General features: G+C 41.8%; 14 protein-coding genes, 1 tRNA gene and 1 pseudogene. 12 read left to right on the top strand and 4 right to left on the bottom strand.

All coding sequences use genetic code 11. The features are described from left to right. The gene (locus tag SCACP_RS20315) at nucleotides 1-1428 is read left to right on the top strand and encodes an aldehyde dehydrogenase family protein (protein ID WP_425061460.1); all 1428 of its coding nucleotides are present in this window, start codon (nucleotides 1-3) and stop codon (nucleotides 1426-1428) included. Nucleotides 1429-1716: 288 nt separating this feature from the next. On the opposite strand, the gene SCACP_RS20310 is transcribed toward SCACP_RS20315, so the two are convergent. Then, nucleotides 1717-3195: an IS1634 family transposase gene (locus SCACP_RS20310; RefSeq protein WP_425059291.1), complete on the bottom strand. Its 1479-nt coding sequence runs from the start codon at nucleotides 3193-3195 to the stop codon at nucleotides 1717-1719. Nucleotides 3196-3667: 472 nt separating this feature from the next. Beyond that, nucleotides 3668-4342 carry a type II toxin-antitoxin system PemK/MazF family toxin gene (locus SCACP_RS20305; protein WP_425059290.1) on the bottom strand — a complete coding sequence of 225 codons (675 nt, stop codon included), beginning with the start codon at nucleotides 4340-4342 and terminating at the stop codon, nucleotides 3668-3670. Between the two features lie 364 nt (nucleotides 4343-4706). On the opposite strand from SCACP_RS20305, the gene SCACP_RS20300 reads away from it, so the two are divergent. The 8 genes and pseudogenes from SCACP_RS20300 (at nucleotide 4707) to SCACP_RS20265 (ending at nucleotide 12690) form a co-directional block, all read left to right on the top strand. After that, nucleotides 4707-4785, top strand: a tRNA-Arg gene (locus SCACP_RS20300). A gap of 368 nt (nucleotides 4786-5153) precedes the next feature. Next, the gene (locus SCACP_RS20295) at nucleotides 5154-5411 is read left to right on the top strand and encodes a hypothetical protein (RefSeq protein WP_425059289.1); all 258 of its coding nucleotides are present in this window, start codon (nucleotides 5154-5156) and stop codon (nucleotides 5409-5411) included. Between the two features lie 588 nt (nucleotides 5412-5999). After that, nucleotides 6000-6260 (top strand): DUF438 domain-containing protein, encoded by a 261-nt coding sequence (locus SCACP_RS20290; protein ID WP_425059288.1) that lies wholly within the window; start codon nucleotides 6000-6002, stop codon nucleotides 6258-6260. Then, nucleotides 6229-6495: a 4Fe-4S binding protein gene (locus tag SCACP_RS20285; RefSeq protein WP_425059287.1), complete on the top strand. Its 267-nt coding sequence runs from the start codon at nucleotides 6229-6231 to the stop codon at nucleotides 6493-6495. Before SCACP_RS20290 ends, SCACP_RS20285 begins: the two co-directional genes overlap by 32 nt. Nucleotides 6496-6509: 14 nt before the next feature. Then, a complete protein-coding gene (locus SCACP_RS20280) occupies nucleotides 6510-8291 on the top strand; it encodes a carbon starvation CstA family protein (RefSeq protein ID WP_425059286.1) in 1782 nt (593 codons plus the stop codon). Between the two features lie 541 nt (nucleotides 8292-8832). Next, nucleotides 8833-10032 carry a multidrug efflux MFS transporter gene (locus SCACP_RS20275; RefSeq protein WP_425059285.1) on the top strand — a complete coding sequence of 400 codons (1200 nt, stop codon included), beginning with the start codon at nucleotides 8833-8835 and terminating at the stop codon, nucleotides 10030-10032. Nucleotides 10033-10467: 435 nt separating this feature from the next. Then, nucleotides 10468-10650: pseudogene (locus tag SCACP_RS20270) on the top strand (DUF4372 domain-containing protein); the annotation flags it as partial. A 915-nt stretch (nucleotides 10651-11565) separates the two neighbouring features. Further along, on the top strand, nucleotides 11566-12690 hold the full coding sequence (locus SCACP_RS20265; RefSeq protein WP_425059284.1) for a DUF362 domain-containing protein: 1125 nt from the start codon (nucleotides 11566-11568) through the stop codon (nucleotides 12688-12690). Nucleotides 12691-12964: 274 nt separating this feature from the next. Here the strand turns inward: SCACP_RS20265 and SCACP_RS20260 are convergent, their stop codons facing one another. After that, nucleotides 12965-13561, bottom strand: coding sequence for a TetR/AcrR family transcriptional regulator (locus tag SCACP_RS20260; protein WP_425059283.1), 597 nt, complete (start codon nucleotides 13559-13561; stop codon nucleotides 12965-12967). A 320-nt stretch (nucleotides 13562-13881) separates the two neighbouring features. Here SCACP_RS20260 and SCACP_RS20255 point away from each other — a divergent pair, with 320 nt between their 5' ends. Beyond that, complete coding sequence (locus SCACP_RS20255) at nucleotides 13882-14307, top strand: MerR family transcriptional regulator (RefSeq protein ID WP_425059282.1); 426 nt, start codon at nucleotides 13882-13884, stop codon at nucleotides 14305-14307. A 198-nt stretch (nucleotides 14308-14505) separates the two neighbouring features. Further along, entirely contained in the window at nucleotides 14506-14733 is a 228-nt protein-coding gene (locus SCACP_RS20250; RefSeq protein ID WP_425059281.1) for a hypothetical protein, read from the top strand. Here the strand turns inward: SCACP_RS20250 and SCACP_RS20245 are convergent. Then, a complete protein-coding gene (locus SCACP_RS20245; protein WP_425059280.1) occupies nucleotides 14696-15592 on the bottom strand; it encodes a LysR family transcriptional regulator in 897 nt (298 codons plus the stop codon). The two genes, SCACP_RS20250 and SCACP_RS20245, sit on opposite strands and share 38 nt — an antisense overlap. 256 nt (nucleotides 15593-15848) lie before the next feature. Between SCACP_RS20245 and SCACP_RS20240 the strand changes: the two genes are divergently transcribed. Beyond that, nucleotides 15849-17111: an MFS transporter gene (locus tag SCACP_RS20240; protein ID WP_425059279.1), complete on the top strand. Its 1263-nt coding sequence runs from the start codon at nucleotides 15849-15851 to the stop codon at nucleotides 17109-17111. The last annotated feature ends 119 nt before the right edge of the window (nucleotides 17112-17230 follow it).

Raw genomic sequence — 17230 nt, 5'->3', positions numbered from 1 at the left:
ATTGGCGGTGTATGGAAAGATGGGTTCAGCAATAATCGGGCAATTATTAAAAATCCGTACAACGGGGAAGTGCTTACTGAGATTAAACTTGCCAATAAACAGGATATTGATGAAGCCTATAAAAAAGCGAAAATGTCCCAACCAAGCTGGGCAGGCGTGCCGGCTTATGAGAAAATTAGTCTCATGGAACGGGTTGCGGCACTTTTTGCTGAACGTAGAGAAGAGCTTGTAAATATGTTAATAGAAGAAAGCGGGAGTACAAGAATAAAGGCAAATGTTGAGGTGGATTGTTCAATCGCCGATATAAAGGAAGCAGCAAAGTATCCAATGATGATGAATGCCACTATTTTTCCTTCCTGTGTACCAGGAAAGGAAAATAGAGTTTATCGTAATCCCGTCGGTGTCGTTGGCATGATTTCACCATGGAATTGGCCTCTCTATTTGAGTATTCGCGGCGTGGCGCCAGCGATCGCAGCCGGAAACAGTATTGTATTAAAACCTGCTTCTCTAACCCCAATTACCGGTGGATTAATGATTGCGAAAATTTTTGAAGACGCCGGTCTTCCCAAAGGTGTACTCAATGTGGTGGTGGCCGCTCATGAAGAAATTGGTGATTATATGGTAGAACATCCGATTCCCAGAGTTATTTCGTTTACGGGTTCTACTGAAGTGGGAAAACGAATCGGTGAGATCGCCGGAAAAAATTTAAAAAAGACTGCGCTAGAACTTGGTGGCAACAATGTGTTTATTGTTCTTGATGATGCAGATGTGGATCAAGCGGTTGCCGCCGCAGCGGTTGGCAGATATTTTCATCAAGGCCAGATTTGTATTGCAACAAATCGCATTATCGTTGACCGTAAAATCTATTCAGAATTTGTTGATAAGTTTAAAAAACTAACTGCAAAGGTCAAGGTAGGGAATCCAGACGAGCCAGATACGATCATTGGGCCGCTGATCAACAAAAAACAAGTGGATAAGGTAGTAAAAGTATTAGATGGTTGTACTAATGAAGGTGCAACAATTGAAATCCGGGGAAAAATAGAAGGAACATTAATGGAGCCATCTGTTGTCACGAATGTGACCAATGCTATGACTATCGCCCAGACGGAACTCTTTAGCCCTGTTGCTATTATTATGCCTGTAGACAGTGAGGAAGAGGCCATTAGGGTCGCAAATGACAGTGATTTCGGATTAAGTGGAGCTGTATTTTCCGGGTCACTTGAGCGGGGCATTAAAGTGGCACAACAAATCGAAACAGGCATGATTCATGTTAATGATCAAACAGTAAATGTTGATCCGGGCGCTCCGTTTGGAGGAGAAAAAGCCTCTGGACTGGGTAGATATTGTGGATCGGAATGGACCATTGACGATTTTACGACTGTAAAGTGGATCTCAGTTCAGAAGGAACCGCGGCAATATCCACTATAAATCAAGGTAAGACTATAAAGGTATTTGTAAGTCCTATTATTTAAAATTTTTAGCTAACTGGTAAGTAATAAATTAGCTGCGAAATACAGTCTGTCCAGTTCTGAGCGGCAAGTCCATTGCGGGTAAATGGTCTTACGTATAGCCGCGTCAGAAGGATAGGCTGTTTTCGTTTTTAGAAGTACGGTAGGCCAGGGACGTAAGGAAGTCATTGGTATGGTAAAACCAGTAATCAACCTCATCTTTGACAGTCCCCCGGTAATATCAAGGGTTTGTGGGTACAAGTTTGCACTACACGTGTTTTAGCCCCGCTAACTTGCGGGGCTTGGAAGGAATCTTTACAATTCGCTCGCCGGTATACCAGCGTTCCTCCAACTCGCCTTGCTTAGCTGTCCGCTCTTTCTCGTCGGTAATCCGCCGGATCTGTTCTGCTTCCTTCTCCAGGGTCCGGCGATATACCACCTGAAGTTCCTGCTCAAACAGGTAGGCTAACACGCATACAAAGATATGGCCGCGAACTCGCTTCTTGTTCCAATGATATAAACAACCAACATCAAGAAAGTTCTTAATCTCCCGGAAAGCCCGTTCCACATTCATGAGAGTCTTGTAGGAAACTACAACTTCCTGCGCCGGTAAAGTCGTATTGGTCTTGATTACGAACTTTCCATCGCGTAACTTCTCTTTTGCCAATGCAACTTCATCGCGAAAAGCCTCGTCTTGGACAGCCTTTACAGGATTGTAACACAAAATATATCGTGAACACGCATCCTTTGCATCATCCTCGACCTGGGCAGCCGACACCTCTAGGTAATAAAGGTTGTCTTTAATCTTAGCGTATTCTTTGATGTCTGCATACGATTCCAACAAAGCGTCGCTAACTACCCGGCCCCGTTTGTGATAGCCGACTATATAGGGGTACTTAGCCTCGGCCAGCAGCGTCAGATTGTCGTTAGTGACTATTCCGCGGTCACCCACAAAGACGCACTGTTCTACAGCAAACTCCTGCTTTAACCGCGTTAGGATGTCCTTAACAGTCTGTTTATCCGGGGTTTTACCCGGAAACACTTCGTGGGTAATCGGAATGCCGTCAGGGGTTACCAACAAACCAAGTTCAACCTGTTTTAGGTCCGGGCGATGAGTGCGGGAGTATCCATACTCTGCGATGGGACAGTGATGTCCGGTCAAATGTGTGCTCGTCAGATCATAGAGTACCAATGACAAACGGAAATTCAGTAAGTTAGTAAGCTGGCTGTATAAATAACGCTCTAACTGCGGCTTAATATCCATAAGATAATCCAGAGCACGGTAAAAATGTTGCAGTTGCCAATCGTGGTTTGCTTCCGGCAAATACATGTCTTCAACAGTTTTAAACAGTTGGAACTTACTAGAAGGATCCAGCAAGCGATTGATGACCATCGCTTGCACGTAACCGGCCACGTCGAAGGTGACGTCACGATCTTTGAGTGCATTACGGATAGCCTCTGTCAACCCCAATTGATCCCACAAAAATTGAACCACGTAGGGAACCCCAAACTGCAGGCAATTATCAGGTTCCAAATCATCAATAGAACCGGTAACACGGTTTTGTAGGAGCGACGCAAGCTTATGGATAAGCTGTTCAATCTCCTTTTCGGAGTACTCGTCAATATTGCCAAGGCTTGCAATACGGCGCTTTTTGACGGATTTTCCTTCCCGATATGACTCGACAATATGAAGGTATCTGTAGGTTTTACCATCAGGCTTTTTTGTAGATACAATTTGAGCAAACAAGAGACTCACCACCACACTGTTTATCACCTACAATTATACTACTTATTTCTTTAAAACAAGGAACCTGTAACAAAAAATACAAATATAGTTTGACCTACATTTTTTGAAAAAATCTGCAATAGAAAGGCCTGAAAACCCGCATGGTTACTGGATTTTCAGACTCAGGAAATATACAAAATCAGCTTTCAACTGTCAAAGATGAGTTTTAACTTAGGCAAAACAGGATTAATAAAAAGTGTAGAGGAGCACTAAGTGCTCCTCTACCAACAAGCGTCAGGTGCTCAACCTAAAGCTGAGCAAAATAATCTTTTATATATAGTATGCCAATATAGAATAAAAATTACTCATTGAGAATACAAAAAAGGAACTTTTAATAGTTCCTTTTTTGTAAAAAAACGCTATCGTTACATAGCCAAGTGCTTAGCCTATTGCTAAGCCAAATAATTCTTTAATTAAATTGTAATGGCTTGGACTATTGGATGTCAAGTGTATTTTTTAATCTATTTGTTATTCGTTCTATAGCGGAGGCTTTCAAAGTCGCAACCCAATGGATGAGACGTGCTTTGTCAATGAACTGTATCTGTTCTGTTTTGGCTTTAGATGGCAAAAGGTTCATTCTACCTTTTTCAATATCGGGTGCTTGAATTATTTCGTGTGTAGCGTATAATTTTGGACTACTTGAAATGGGAATAACAACAACCGTATTTCCAAATATATTTGCCTTATTATTTTGGGCTATTAAAACAAGGTGCTCGCCATTAATCTCCTTACCAATGTTTTGCCCCAATTCTGTTAGATAGATTTCACCCCGTCTCGGACGTATTGGGTGGTGCTTTTTGGGATTATTCACCCTTAACTTTTCGTGATTAATTGCAAGTTGGTGTAAATCTAATTTTTTCTTCAACCATTTACAATATCTTATGCAATCCGAAAGCTTAGATTTATCAATGTCATTTTTTAAGTCTTTTAGACAAGTTTCAAGCCGTTGTATCTCAGCCCAAGTAAGATTGTTAATTAAAGGATTATTGATGAAATTAAGAATATCATTATACTCTTGAAAGTTATCGGTATCTATTTTGCCTTTTATTGAAGCAAATAGTTTGTCTGTTTGCTCGGACTGTTCCATTGAAAGCACCTTATCTCTCATAAATACACCCCGTTTGTTGACGTACAAAGTAATTATATTGCCTATACTATTTAATCGTCAACAAAATCTGTAAAAGATGGAATATCGGGGAAACGCATAATATCCCAATTAACTATTTATATACATCAAAGTAGTCAAATTCTGCCACTATCATTACATTTATTCGTTTGATTTGCCGTACCATTCGGTTACAATTGACATCAGGCAACCAATATAGTATACTAATTACCGTTAGATTAAAGGATTTGCCCGCTGCCGCTACTGTCGGATGGCTGCCAAAGTGTTGCCATTGAGTGCAATTAAGGCATCTAAATTAAGCAGTAAGACAGGTAAAGAAGGATAAGAAACCCTTGATAATCAACATGCGCTCGTAGCTCAGGTGGATAGAGCGGCGGTTTCCTAAACCGCGTCTGCCGGAGGTTCGAGTCCTCCCGGGCGCACCATAAGTTTTGTAACCTTAGAGAATTTAAGGGCTTCAAGACTAGATGAATCATTCGATTTGTCTAGTCTTTTCTTATGTAGAACGTCAGTCTAGGTTCTACACATAATTCAATGTCATTTTAAAGGGAATAGCCTCTGCGTCATCCTTAAAGGACTAACAGAGGCTATTGGCAGTCTATTAGATTTTATTAGATATTGCATAACACCAAAAGATCCGCTGCATTGTAATTACAATATAATTACACAGAGGTGTTGCGAATGGAAGTCGATGTTATTAGAATCGGGAACTCTAAAGGTATTCGAATTCCTGCTAGTATGCTCAAACAATGCGGAATAGACAAGAAAGTAATAATTAAGGTAGTGGGGTCTTATGGCCATAGATGCAGGTTTATTGTCCGTTGGTGAGAAAGTGATCGCGATAGCCGGAACGGCAAGGGGATCTGATACCGCCTTGGTAATACAGGCCGGCTCTTCCCAGCATATTGCGAATCTTCGAGTCAACGAGGTTTTTTGTAAGCCTCTCAATTCGGTATATATTGAGGAACTAAAAGCAAAACTGGGAGTTAACACTCCGGATGAAGTAAGGGCAAAGTTAGGTCAAGGAGAGGTTAAAGTTGCGGAATTTTAGCGGACAAATTGTTGGAACGTTGACTTTTCGGCGCGGAAGACGCCCCAAGGTGCTACATACAGGTGAATTGGGAATTATCGGGAACCAGGATTATTGGGAAATCGGGATCGGTAAGTCCTATCCTTAGCAGTTTTGACAGAATTTGATAGTATATGAAATCCAATAAAGATTTTTTTCTAGGCGTGTTGTTAGTAACGCTCCACCGCTGGCGCTTGACTTACGCTTATACTAACAACACGCCTGTACATCTTTATTGGATACTATATAGATTGAATCGAAAGTGGCAGCGTATTTTGAAACCTTTTGAGCGCACCATGTAAAATAATCACCCGTAGACGTTTTTGTCTACGGGTTTTTTGTCTCTTTGAGGTCTTTTGTTTAGTAGATATTTATCCGGCATGACTGTGCGATGTTGGCTGGTATACAGGCCGGTTCTACGGGAAGACTACTAGTTGTTTTGTATGTGAATTTGTTTCAGGGAGCTGGTATACAGGCCGGTTCTGCGGGAAGACTACTAGTGATAATACGGATAAGCGGTGTAAATAGTTAATGAATTCACTGGTCTTATAGACGTGCGTGGAGGTATATATGAGTAAATTAATTAATAACCGCGAATATAGGCAAAAAGCCTTAAAAGAAATCATTCTGGAACTTCAACAGGGAAAATCTGTGCAGGAAGTTAAAGCTAAGTTTGATAAAATTGCTAAAGATTTAGACCCTGCTGAGCTCGGGCTAATTGAACAAGAACTGATTAACGAGGGCTTACCCATTGAGGAGATTCAGCGTTTGTGCGATTGCGAAGGAAGGAGGGATACTTATGGCCGAGTTAATCAGATACTTTATTACTAACAAATGCAAAAAATGTAATCGTTGCATGGAAGTATGCCCCGAAGGGGCAATCTATGCTGCGGAAGAGAAATACGGTATAAATGATGATATATGCAAAGGATGTGGTATTTGCACTGAAGTTTGTCCAACCAGTGCCATCGTACACGAAACCGATCCGTATCGTAGCATTAACCGCGAAGCAGACTCTTTTTTCGGTGGTGGTGCATGGCATATACCACGGAATAAATTAAAATAGCTGGAGGAATTGGTGTGAATGCATTAACATTAATTATTATCACTATTCTGGTATTAGTCTTGGCATACCGGTTTTATGGCTGTTTTATCGCGGCCAAAATTTTAACGATTGAACCAAGTCGCGAAACTCCGGCACACGAATTCAATGATGGTCGCGACTATATTCCCACTAACAAATGGGTGGTATTTGGGCATCACTTTGCAGCCATTGCCGGTGCAGGTCCTCTTGTTGGGCCGACCTTGGCTGCTCAGTATGGCTATGTACCGGGGTTTCTTTGGTTGCTTATCGGAGCCGTTCTAGCAGGCGGTGTTCATGATATGGTGGTACTTTTTGCATCGATTCGCCATAAGGGGCGATCACTTGCTGAAATTGCTAAGGATGAGGTTGGACGAACAACAGGTGCGGCTGCAAGTTTCGCGGTTCTTGTTATTATTCTTATGACCATGGCTGGGCTGGCAATTGTTATTGTAAATGCGCTGTTTAAGAATGCCTGGGGTACCTTTACGGTAACGGTGACAATCCCGATTGCGATGTTTGTCGGAATATACATGCGTTATCTCCGGCCAGGTCATATCGGTGAAGCTTCTCTTATTGGTACCATTCTCATTTTGATAGGAGTAGTTTTAGGACCGATTGTTAAAGGCTCCGCATGGGCATCCATGTTTACTTTTTCTGAAACTCAGCTGAAACTTCTGTTGCCGGCGTACGGATTTATTGCAGCAACGTTACCAGTATGGTTTCTTCTGGCACCGCGTGATTACCTTAGTTCATACTTGAAAATCGGGACAATTGTTGGACTGGCTTTAGGGATATTTGTTGTAAGACCTGATATTCAAATGCCAGCATTTACAGTGTTTACTGCCGGTGGCGGGCCGGTTATTCCTGGGCCTGTATGGCCCTTTCTCATGATTACCATTGCTTGCGGTGCGGTTTCTGGATTTCATGCTTTGATTGGTTCAGGCACTACCCCTAAGTTGGTGGATAACGAACGGGACATTCCGATGATCGGGTATGGTGCAATGCTGACAGAATGTTTTGTTGCTGTTATGGCCCTTATTGCCGCTACCTCGCTACATCCTGGCGACTATTTTGCCATTAATACCTCAGCTGTCACTTTTCCTAGCCTTGCTTCCATGGGTTATACTATAGTAGATTTACCTCAGTTATCAGCTATGGTTGGAGAGGATGTAGCACATCGTCCGGGAGGCGCAGTATCTCTTGCTGTAGGGATGGCTGCTATCTTTGCCGGTATTCCCGGGTTAAAACATCTAATGGCTTACTGGTATCAATTTGCCATTATGTTTGAAGCTTTATTTATTTTGACAACCATAGATGCAGGAACAAGGGTAGCCCGGTATATCGTACAAGACTTATTCGGCAAGGTTTATAAACCCTTCGAACGGGTTAACTGGTGGCCGGGAGTCATTTTCACCGGTGCAGTAGTGTCATTTGTTTGGGGCTATCTACTCTATGGTGGAAATATTTCAACTATATGGCCAATCTTTGGTGTCGCCAATCAACTGTTAGCTACGCTGGCCCTATGTATTGGCACTACCATCATATTAAAACGGACCAAAAGCATAGCCTATTCACTTGTTACCTTATTTCCGATGGCCGTCCTTTTTGTTACTACAGTCACTGCCGGGAGTATGTCCATCTTTAACACATATTTGCCCAAGGGTATGTTAGTAAATGCAGTTTTGATGGCGCTAATGATTATGGCTGTTGTAATAACGGTGGTAGATTCTGGTTTTAAATGGTATAAGTTTGTACAATACGGAGAAGTAAGGAAGTGAAGTTTATATTCTAATTCATGTTCCTTTTCGGGATGTATTGCGGCAATCTCACTAAGGAGAAAATGCGACAGCGCATGTCAGCGAAAAGGGCAGATCGAAACAACTTACTAATAGCTGAGAAGTTATCTTATACATTGAGCGGGGGTGTTATACACTTCGCCTCCACTATGTAAATCAGATTTTTTACAGAAATATATGAAATCCAATAAAGATTTTTTTAGGCGTGTTGTTAGTAACGCTCCACCGCTGGCGCTTGACTTACGCTTATACTAACAACACGCCTGTAAATCTTTATTGGATACTATATAGAAAACGCTATTTATCTGATGATGGATAAATAGCGTTTTTCTATTTAGGGTTTTAGATTAGATAGGGAGAACTGTATTGATCGTTATCTAAAAAGTTTCTTGACAAACTAACGACATTAGTATTAACGTTATAATGGTTAGTTAAGCAGCGGAATTGAGGTACTTGACATTAAATTAGATAGTATCTTCAAATACAAAGAAACCGTTTTTGCGGGTGAAAGTGAGGCTAAAATATGGAGATGTGGAAAAGAAATCTATTTATTTGCTGGCTGGGGGCTTTTGCAACCTCATCTGCTTTGAGCCAGGTTGCCCCTGTGCTACCGCTGTATATTGAGCATTTAGGCATCCATAATACGGAATCCATTGAAATGTGGTCAGGGATTGCGTTTGGTTGTACAACACTGGTTGCGGCTTTGTTTTCGCCGCTTTGGGGGAAGCTGGCCGATAAATACGGGCGAAAGCCAATGTTGCTCCGAGCCAGTTTGGGTATGGCGATTGTTGTTACTTGTATAGGGTTTGTACAAAATGTGTACCAATTGGTAGGATTTCGTCTATTGCAGGGAACGATTTCCGGATTTAATTCTGGTGCAATTACATTAATTGCTACACAAACTTGTAAGGAGCGGGCAGGCTGGGCATTGGGAATCCTTTCGACCGGCGTTGTTTGCGGTACGCTCTTGGGACCGTTGATAGGCGGTTATTTAGCTGAGGCATTAGGCTTCCGTAGTGTATTTTTTACGATGGGGATTCTGTTACTGATTGCTTTTATTCTTACCTTGGTATTTGTCAAAGAAAATTTTACCAGGAAGGAGACTCACGTACTTAGTTTTCATGAAATTTGTGACCGTCTTCCTGACAAACGGCTCTTGATATCCATGTTTATTACTACGTTCATTTTGCAATTAGCTTTGTTCACGATTGAACCAATTATTACCGTCTATATTGGTGCCTTATCCCCGGGAAGTGATCATATTGCGGTTATTTCCGGTCTGACATTTGCTGCTTCAGGGGTAGCGAGCATACTGGCTGCTCCGTGGCTGGGAAAACTGTCTGACAAAATTGGGGCACATAAGGTAATATTGGTTGCATTAGTTACCGCAAGTTGCTTATTTATTCCGCAGGCTTTTGTGAAAAATGAATGGCAGCTCATGGCGCTCCGCTTTTTACTGGGTCTTTCCACAGGAGCCTTATTGCCGTCAATTAATACCCTGCTTAAACAAAGTATACCTGATGAAGTGGCTGGCCAGGTGTATGGCTATAATCAGATGGCTCAATTTTTAGGTACGTTTGGCGGCGCGGTAGCCGGTGGACAGATAGCCGCGCATTTCGGCCTCAACTATGTGTTTTTGGTTACCAGTGCTTTGCTGTTCTTAAATGCAGTGTGGGTGTATGGCAATGTATTCAGAAGAATTTCCTATGAGTATGTTGAATAGCGGGCGTATCCTACGGTAGAAATCATTAGCGGTTCTAAGAAGAATACCGGGACTTTATGCATTTTCACAAGATGGATTAAGATTCGGACCAGTAGGGTTGGAGAGAACTCATTTACGGAGTGAGTTCTCTTTTTTTCGGCGGCATAAGTACCTTATTGGTTGGTGGCTATTGGATTGCTGTCTCCTTGCTGGTCAGAAAGGGGGGCCTGTGTATCGTGTAAGAGAACGAAAGATTACTGCATATAGCGAAAATCAGTAGCGTTGCAATAAATTCGCTTTAAAATATCAAGATTTAAAACTTCCTAAAATTCACTAAAAGCAATCAAAATCAGTCTATATACCAGTGTTATCCTGGCGAATCATAAAAAAACTCCTTATAATAGAGACGTAGCAGGTAACCCTGTCCACGCACTCTAAAATAAGGAGCAAAAATGCATGGATAAGGATACCACAAAAACCACATTTTTTAAAGTCTTTGAAGCCTTTCCTCTGGAAAAATTTCAACAAGTTGTTATCAATGCCGGTTGCGACCATTACGTAAAAAAGCTCGAAGCTTTAACACTGCTATACTTGATGATCATTGCCCGGGTTTCGAGCTTTACATCTCCGCAAGACATCGCCAACCGCGTCATTTACGACAAGCATCTGCAAAAAGTATTGCATCTTACCTCCATCAGTGCCGCTACATTATCGAGACGTTTGCGCAAAATCGATCACCGTGTTTGGGAACAAGCCTTTACTGCAGTAAAACTCACTGTCTGGCAACGAGTTAAACAGACTAACGCCGGCGGGCAATATCAACTTAACATTCTTGACTCCAGTACTATCACGCTATGTCTCAATCAGTACCGGTGGGCTGATTACCGCCAAACCAAAAGCGGCATTAAGCTGCATCAGCGCATCCTGACAAGCCCGGCCTTGGGGTGGAAGTGGATATGGAGCAAATCGAAAAAGCCAACCAGGTTTATAAGAAAATGGGGTTAGGTGCACGCGACGATGCCTGAAACCGAAGCGTTTGCTTTCCATTTCCGTGACCTCCTTGTTTGGTTGTATTTGCCTGTATTTTTCCTGGCGAAAACGTTCGAAACAGCCGCATCTCATTCACTCATTCAAGTTATTTTGAAGTTATATGAAATCCAATAAAGATTTTTTTCTAGGCGTGTTGTTAGTAACGCTCCACCACTGGCGTTTGACTTACGCTTATACTAACAACACGCCTGTAAATCTTTATTGGATACTATATAGATGTATCATTAGAAAGTATTAAATTAATTTTACTTATATTGATACGTGTTTTCAATTAGTTGCAATTACCAACAGTGAGTAATCCTGAGATGGTGTATTGGGGATTTTACACAATGAAAAGTGAAATATCCTCTTGGTAGAGCTGTAATTTTTACTTTTTTTCAATTAAGTATTGACTTATAGTTTGCTTTAAGGTATAGAATGTATTTACCTGTTTGAAAAAATAGTTATTGTCAAGAATGTTAATATTAATTAATTTCAATTATAAAGGGTAAGAGGGAGGATATTATGGAGAAGTCAAAAGTTTATTTTACTAATTTACGGGCAACGCCCAATATGAATTTGTTGCAGAAGCTGGAGAGATTAGTCAAAAAAGCCGGAATGGAACAAATTGATTTTAAAGGTAAATTTACCGCAATTAAAATTCATTTTGGTGAGCCGGGTAATCTTGCTTTTCTCAGACCTAATTACTCTAAGGTTATTGTTGATATAATAAAAAATCTGGGGGGAAAGGTATTTCTTACAGATTGCAATACTTTGTATGTAGGTAGACGTAAAGATGCTCTTGAACATTTGGATGCTGCTTATGAAAATGGTTATAATCCATTTACTACAGGCTGTCAGATCATTATCGGCGACGGGTTGAAAGGAACCGATGAAGCGTATGTTCCTGTGCCCTGTGGTGAATATGTGAAAGAAGCCAAAATTGGACGGGCCATAATGGATGCAGATATTGTTATCAGTCTGACACATTTTAAAGGTCACGAGCTTACAGGCTTTGGCGGTGCGTTAAAAAACATCGGTATGGGCTCTGGCTCAAGAGCGGGGAAAATGGAGATGCACAGTGATGGCAAGCCTAGTGTACAAAGTAAAACTTGTGTCGGGTGCGGCGCCTGTGTGAAAATTTGTGCCCATAGTGCGATAACTGTTACAGATAAAAAGGCAATGATCGACCATACCAGATGTGTCGGCTGCGGAAGATGTATAGGTACTTGTCATTTTAATGCTATTGTTGCAGCCTGGGATGAGTCTAACGATGTTCTCAATAAAAAAATCGCCGAATATTCTTGGGCGGTATTAAATGGTAGACCGCATTTTCATATAAGTTTAGTTGTTGATGTATCACCCTTCTGTGATTGCCATGCAGAAAATGACGTGCCCATCATTCCTGATATCGGTATGTTTGCATCCTTTGACCCGGTAGCTCTCGATATGGCCTGTGCTGATATGGCGAACAAGGCTCCGGTTATTTCCGGCAGCTACTTGGAGGAACAGCTAAAAAGCCAAGGCTGTAAATGTAGTGAACATGATCATTTCCGCGCTACACATCCGGAAACTAATTGGATGGTCTGCGTTGATCATGCTGAAAAAATCGGTATTGGCACAAAAAGCTATGAGCTTATTGAAATCTAAATCTCGATCATCAACATTGTAAGGATATTAACCCCTAAGGTAAGCCGGAATCAAACTTTACAGAAGTACGGCACGAGTTGCCCTTTAACATGTTTTAGTTTATACGGTCTGATGGAGTTGGAGTCTCCGGCATACCATATAAGTAAAAGCATCCGTAGACATTTTTTGTCTACGGATACTTTTATGGTTAGGGAAAGAATTTAAGTGCTGTGGGTGAAACTGTTTTCGATCCCCAGATGCTCAATATAAAGCGGTAGAACCGGTGCGATTTGACTCAGTCCGGCTGCAGTGGCAAAACATCCAAACCAGAGGATGAATCAATTCCGTGGATGAAGGTATTGATTAAGCGCCGGTAGCTTTCTTCCCGGTCTACCGGTGCGGCAAACCATCCTGCTGCTTCCAGGGATACAAAACCATGCATCAGGCTCCGTAAGCCGCGAACTGCATGGGTGTTGTCGCTGGAAACTAAATTGTATGGTTCCAGTACCTTCGAAATTACCGTCATCATATTTTCTATGGCAGCTTTGAGTTCGAGATTGTCGCGGTTGGGCGAGGATAATATCGCCCGGTACAAGCCCGGTCGCTGGTGGGCAAACGAACGGTAGGCGTTAGCTATGGCCAAAATAGCATCATGCTTTGCTTTACCAATAGCAGCTTCGCTGATTTTTGCCCGTAGCTGATGGGTACCCCAAATGGCCAACAGCTCTCTCAATTCAGGCAGTCCGTTGACATGATTGTATAATGATGGTTTGCGAACTCCTAAGCGGTCCGCCACGGCAGCAAGCGTAACACTGTCCAGACCATTCAAATCAGCAATTTCCGCTGCTGCTGCCACAATGGTTTGACGGTCTAATCCAACGCGGGCAGACAAAAGCTGTCACCAACTTTCCAACTACAGTATTTTGCGGTAGATTGTAAGGGTCACTGATTTTCTTATGCATACTGGAGCAAAAGCGGAAAGTAATGCCGCCTAAATAAATAAACTAACGACTATAATTGTAAAACTAATGGAATTAGTTGTCAATATTGATGCTGAACTGATGATGTACTATTTGTAAAACTAATAGTGCCCCATCGTGACGGTTCTCAAAAAGCTGCACTGACCTATTGACTTCAAGTGTACTCAAAGGTGTATCATAAAATGGGGGTAGAATTCGATTGATAAACTAAAGCTTGTGGGAGGTTCGGCCAATGGGATATACAATTAAGCAAGTGGCGGAAAAACTTGCTTTGACCACATATACAATAAGATATTATGAAAAGGAAGGGTTACTGCCTTTTGTTGACCGGGACGAAAACGGAAACCGTGTATTTAGCGAAACTGATATTGAATGGGCTATGTTAATTTGCTGTTTGCGGGACACAGGAATGTCTGTTTCTGAAATCAAGCGTTATGTTGATCTTTGTATGGAAGGCGATAAAACAATTGAGGTTCGCAGACAAATACTTTTAGAACACAAACATATCGTAGAACAAAAAATCGCGCAAATGAACAAGTACCTGGCTAAAATTGATAAGAAACTGGAATATTATGACAATGTTATGACAGGTAAGGCAATCGACAGATGTAACCCTAAGGCCAAAGAGTGTGGTACCCGTGTTATTAACGGGGTATGACCACGACGATAGAAAAGTGGCATATATGAAAATGAATTAGTTTCTAAAGATATAAGTATAGGCTGTTGTCTATGCCTTTTTTTATTTATGTAGTACCGAGTTGTTAGCAAAAACAACTAATCAAATTCGCGCTTATCCATCTTTTGGATGGCGTTTATTCTGGGAGCACTCTCAGCCTTCGGGCCTTTATCTATTAACATGGACCAGGCAAAATCGGTTGGCAGCGCATCGGCTCTTATTGGTCTGTTATCTTTTGTTTTGGGAGGGATTATGGCGCCGCTTGCCGGAATTGGCGGAAGCCATACCGCCATCCCTATGGGTATTAGTATTGCCGTTGCCGAAACTGCTGCTGTCCTCTGTTATTTTTTCCTGGTAAAACACAATTATACTAGCGTTTGCCGTTTTCGGGGCAATGAAAAGAGTTGATGACAAAGTCCCGGAATTTTTTTGTTGCAGGAGAAGCATACCGTTCTTTAATCCAGGTTAATCCGATGGTTCGATAACATTTAGGCCGGGAAATCGGTATAAAAGACAGCTTGGTGTTGTCGATACCTGGCAGACGAGGGATGATGGCAACGCCAAGCTTTGTTTCTACCAGTCCTGCCACTGTCATAATTTCTTCTCCTTCAAATGTTATGTTTGGTGTAAAGCCGGCTTCCCGAAATAATTGATCAGTTAAAATACGTAAACTATAATCTTTTTTTAAAGTGATGACAGGCTCGCCCGCGATTTCGGCGAGATGAAGGCTTTTGCGGCCGGCTAATCTATGGTCGCTGGAAACGACGACGAACAATTCTTCGGTAAATAACGGAATCCACTCAATTTTTTCCTGGGTTACTATAGGAGAAGACAGGCATAAATCAATTTCACCTGATTTCAATTGCTCTAAAAGTAGATGGGAAGGGTTTTGATAGAGTTTAAATTGTATGTTTGGATATTCGGCATGAAACCTGCCAAGCAGATCAGGGACGATATGTGCTCCTTGCGAGTGCAAGAAAGCTAATGATACCACTCCGTGGTCTGGATCAATAATGTCTTGAATTTCCTGCTTGGCTGCAATAATTTCTTGCATAGCCCGGTCCACATGCTTAAAAAAGATTTCCCCAAAGCGATTCAAAGTAACATTTTTGCCATGGCGTTCGAATAGGGGAATGCCAAGCTCTTCTTCAAGCTTAGCGATAGAACGGCTGAGTGCTGGCTGTGAAAGGGAAAGCTGCTTAGCGGCCCGGGTAAAGTGTTGCAGTTGGGCAACTGTATAGAAGTATTCTAATTGATGCCATTCCATGAATTCGACCACCTTTAGAACCAATTTCATAAAGAGAGATTTAGCTTTACCAGGTTTTTAACTCCATCTGGGGTTTAGTCGAACTTATCCAGCGGCTTAGTCATCAGATAAAACATAGATATATTGATAATAATAACTGCCTGTTACTATAACGTCAACTAAACTGGCAGGTGAAAGTGTGTTACTTGTTATGATCTAAAATGCATCGGTTTTATTAATATGATGCATTGGACAGCCGGTTTGCTTGGGAGTTAATATGGAAGAAATAATAAAGGAAACTATACAAGAGGAGAAAGTATTTAAAATGGGGTTTATTCACAAAAAAGACACAGTCTATTGGAAAGCTATTTCATCATTATTTTTAGGTAGTTTTGTGACTTTTGCCAGTCTATATTGCACCCAGCCGCTTATTCCGCTTTTTTCACAGCAATTTCAGGTGAGCCCGGCATTAGCTAGTTTATCAGTATCGCTCACAACAGAACTTATGTCCTTTTTTATGCTTGTCGTTTCGTGGGTTTCCGATGCCAAGGGACGTAAGCTGATTATGGGGATTTCTTTGCTGCTTTCTGCTATGTTGGAAATAGTTATCGCCTTGAGTAATAATTTTACCTCATTGCTGGTATTGCGTGCTTTGCAGGGGATTACCCTTGCCGGGTATCCTGCCATCGCAATGGTTTATATTACCGAGGAGTTTGAGCCGGCAACAAGTGGCCTGGTGATGGGGATATACATTAGTGGCAATTCTATTGGGGGACTGACCGGTCGTATGCTTATCGGCGCGCTTACCGATTTGTTTTCATGGCATATTGCTTTAGTGTTCATTGGGGTGATAAGTTTATTTGCGGGAATATGGTTCTGGCTTAATTTGCCTGATTCCCGTAATTTCTCACCGCGACCAAGAGTAATAACTGACATGTTATCTGTGTTATGGAGAACGGCAAAACAGCCGTCATTATTGATATTATTCATAATGGGATTTTTAGTTATGGGCGGATTTGTAACATTTTACAACTATATCGGCTATCCCTTGATGGCGCCGCCCTATAACCTAAGCCAAACTCTTGTTGGATTTATCTTTGTCGCTTATTTGGTAGGAACATTTAGTTCAACCTGGATGGGGAATCTTGCGGATCATATCGGTAGACCGAAAGTAGCTTGCCTATCTATCTGTATCATGCTGGCAGGATGCCTTGTGACACTATTCTTAAATTTGTACTTAAAGATTGCCGGAGTAGCAATATTTACGTTCGGTTTTTTTGGCAGTTACTCAGTAGTGAGCAGCTGGGTGGGTCAGTGTGCGAAAACAGACAAGGCTCAAGCTTCGTCTTTGTATCTTTTATTTCACTATACCGGCGCAAGTGTTATCGGGGCTTGGGGAGGCAGGTTTTTGAGTTCGTATGGTTGGAATGGCGTAGTTATGCTGACTGCTGCAGCGCTTATTTTAGCGCTGATGCTTTTAAGTGTTTTTTTCTCAGGCAGCATGCGGCGGAAAGAAAATCAGAATGTGGCGGCATGTTAAACCTTTAGCTGGATAAAAAAGAAATATCCCCGGCATGCATTCGCCAGGGACTTAAAAGGAGAGAGATAGAATCCTAACACTATTATTATATCCATAATTGGCAATTTTAACCCTTGTGC

The sequence above is a fragment of the Sporomusaceae bacterium ACPt genome, assembly GCA_041428575.1.
GTDB classification, from domain to species: Bacteria; Bacillota; Negativicutes; order Sporomusales; family Sporomusaceae; genus Sporomusa_D; species Sporomusa_D carbonis.
This window is presented reverse-complemented; position numbering and strand designations above follow the sequence as displayed.

Bases quoted from the DNA above. Each gene is read 5' to 3' on its own strand.
- SCACP_RS20285 (WP_425059287.1), top strand. From the start codon at position 6,229: ATGGCCGAGTTAATCAGATACTTTATTACTAACAAATGCAAAAAATGT.
- SCACP_RS20245 (WP_425059280.1), bottom strand. From the start codon at position 15,592: ATGGAATGGCATCAATTAGAATACTTCTATACAGTTGCCCAACTGCAA.
- SCACP_RS20295 (WP_425059289.1), top strand. From the start codon at position 5,154: ATGGCCATAGATGCAGGTTTATTGTCCGTTGGTGAGAAAGTGATCGCG.
- SCACP_RS20275 (WP_425059285.1), top strand. From the start codon at position 8,833: ATGGAGATGTGGAAAAGAAATCTATTTATTTGCTGGCTGGGGGCTTTT.
- SCACP_RS20250 (WP_425059281.1), top strand. From the start codon at position 14,506: ATGGACCAGGCAAAATCGGTTGGCAGCGCATCGGCTCTTATTGGTCTG.
- SCACP_RS20265 (WP_425059284.1), top strand. From the start codon at position 11,566: ATGGAGAAGTCAAAAGTTTATTTTACTAATTTACGGGCAACGCCCAAT.
- SCACP_RS20240 (WP_425059279.1), top strand. From the start codon at position 15,849: ATGGAAGAAATAATAAAGGAAACTATACAAGAGGAGAAAGTATTTAAA.
- SCACP_RS20290 (WP_425059288.1), top strand. From the start codon at position 6,000: ATGAGTAAATTAATTAATAACCGCGAATATAGGCAAAAAGCCTTAAAA.
- SCACP_RS20305 (WP_425059290.1), bottom strand. From the start codon at position 4,342: ATGAGAGATAAGGTGCTTTCAATGGAACAGTCCGAGCAAACAGACAAA.
- SCACP_RS20255 (WP_425059282.1), top strand. From the start codon at position 13,882: ATGGGATATACAATTAAGCAAGTGGCGGAAAAACTTGCTTTGACCACA.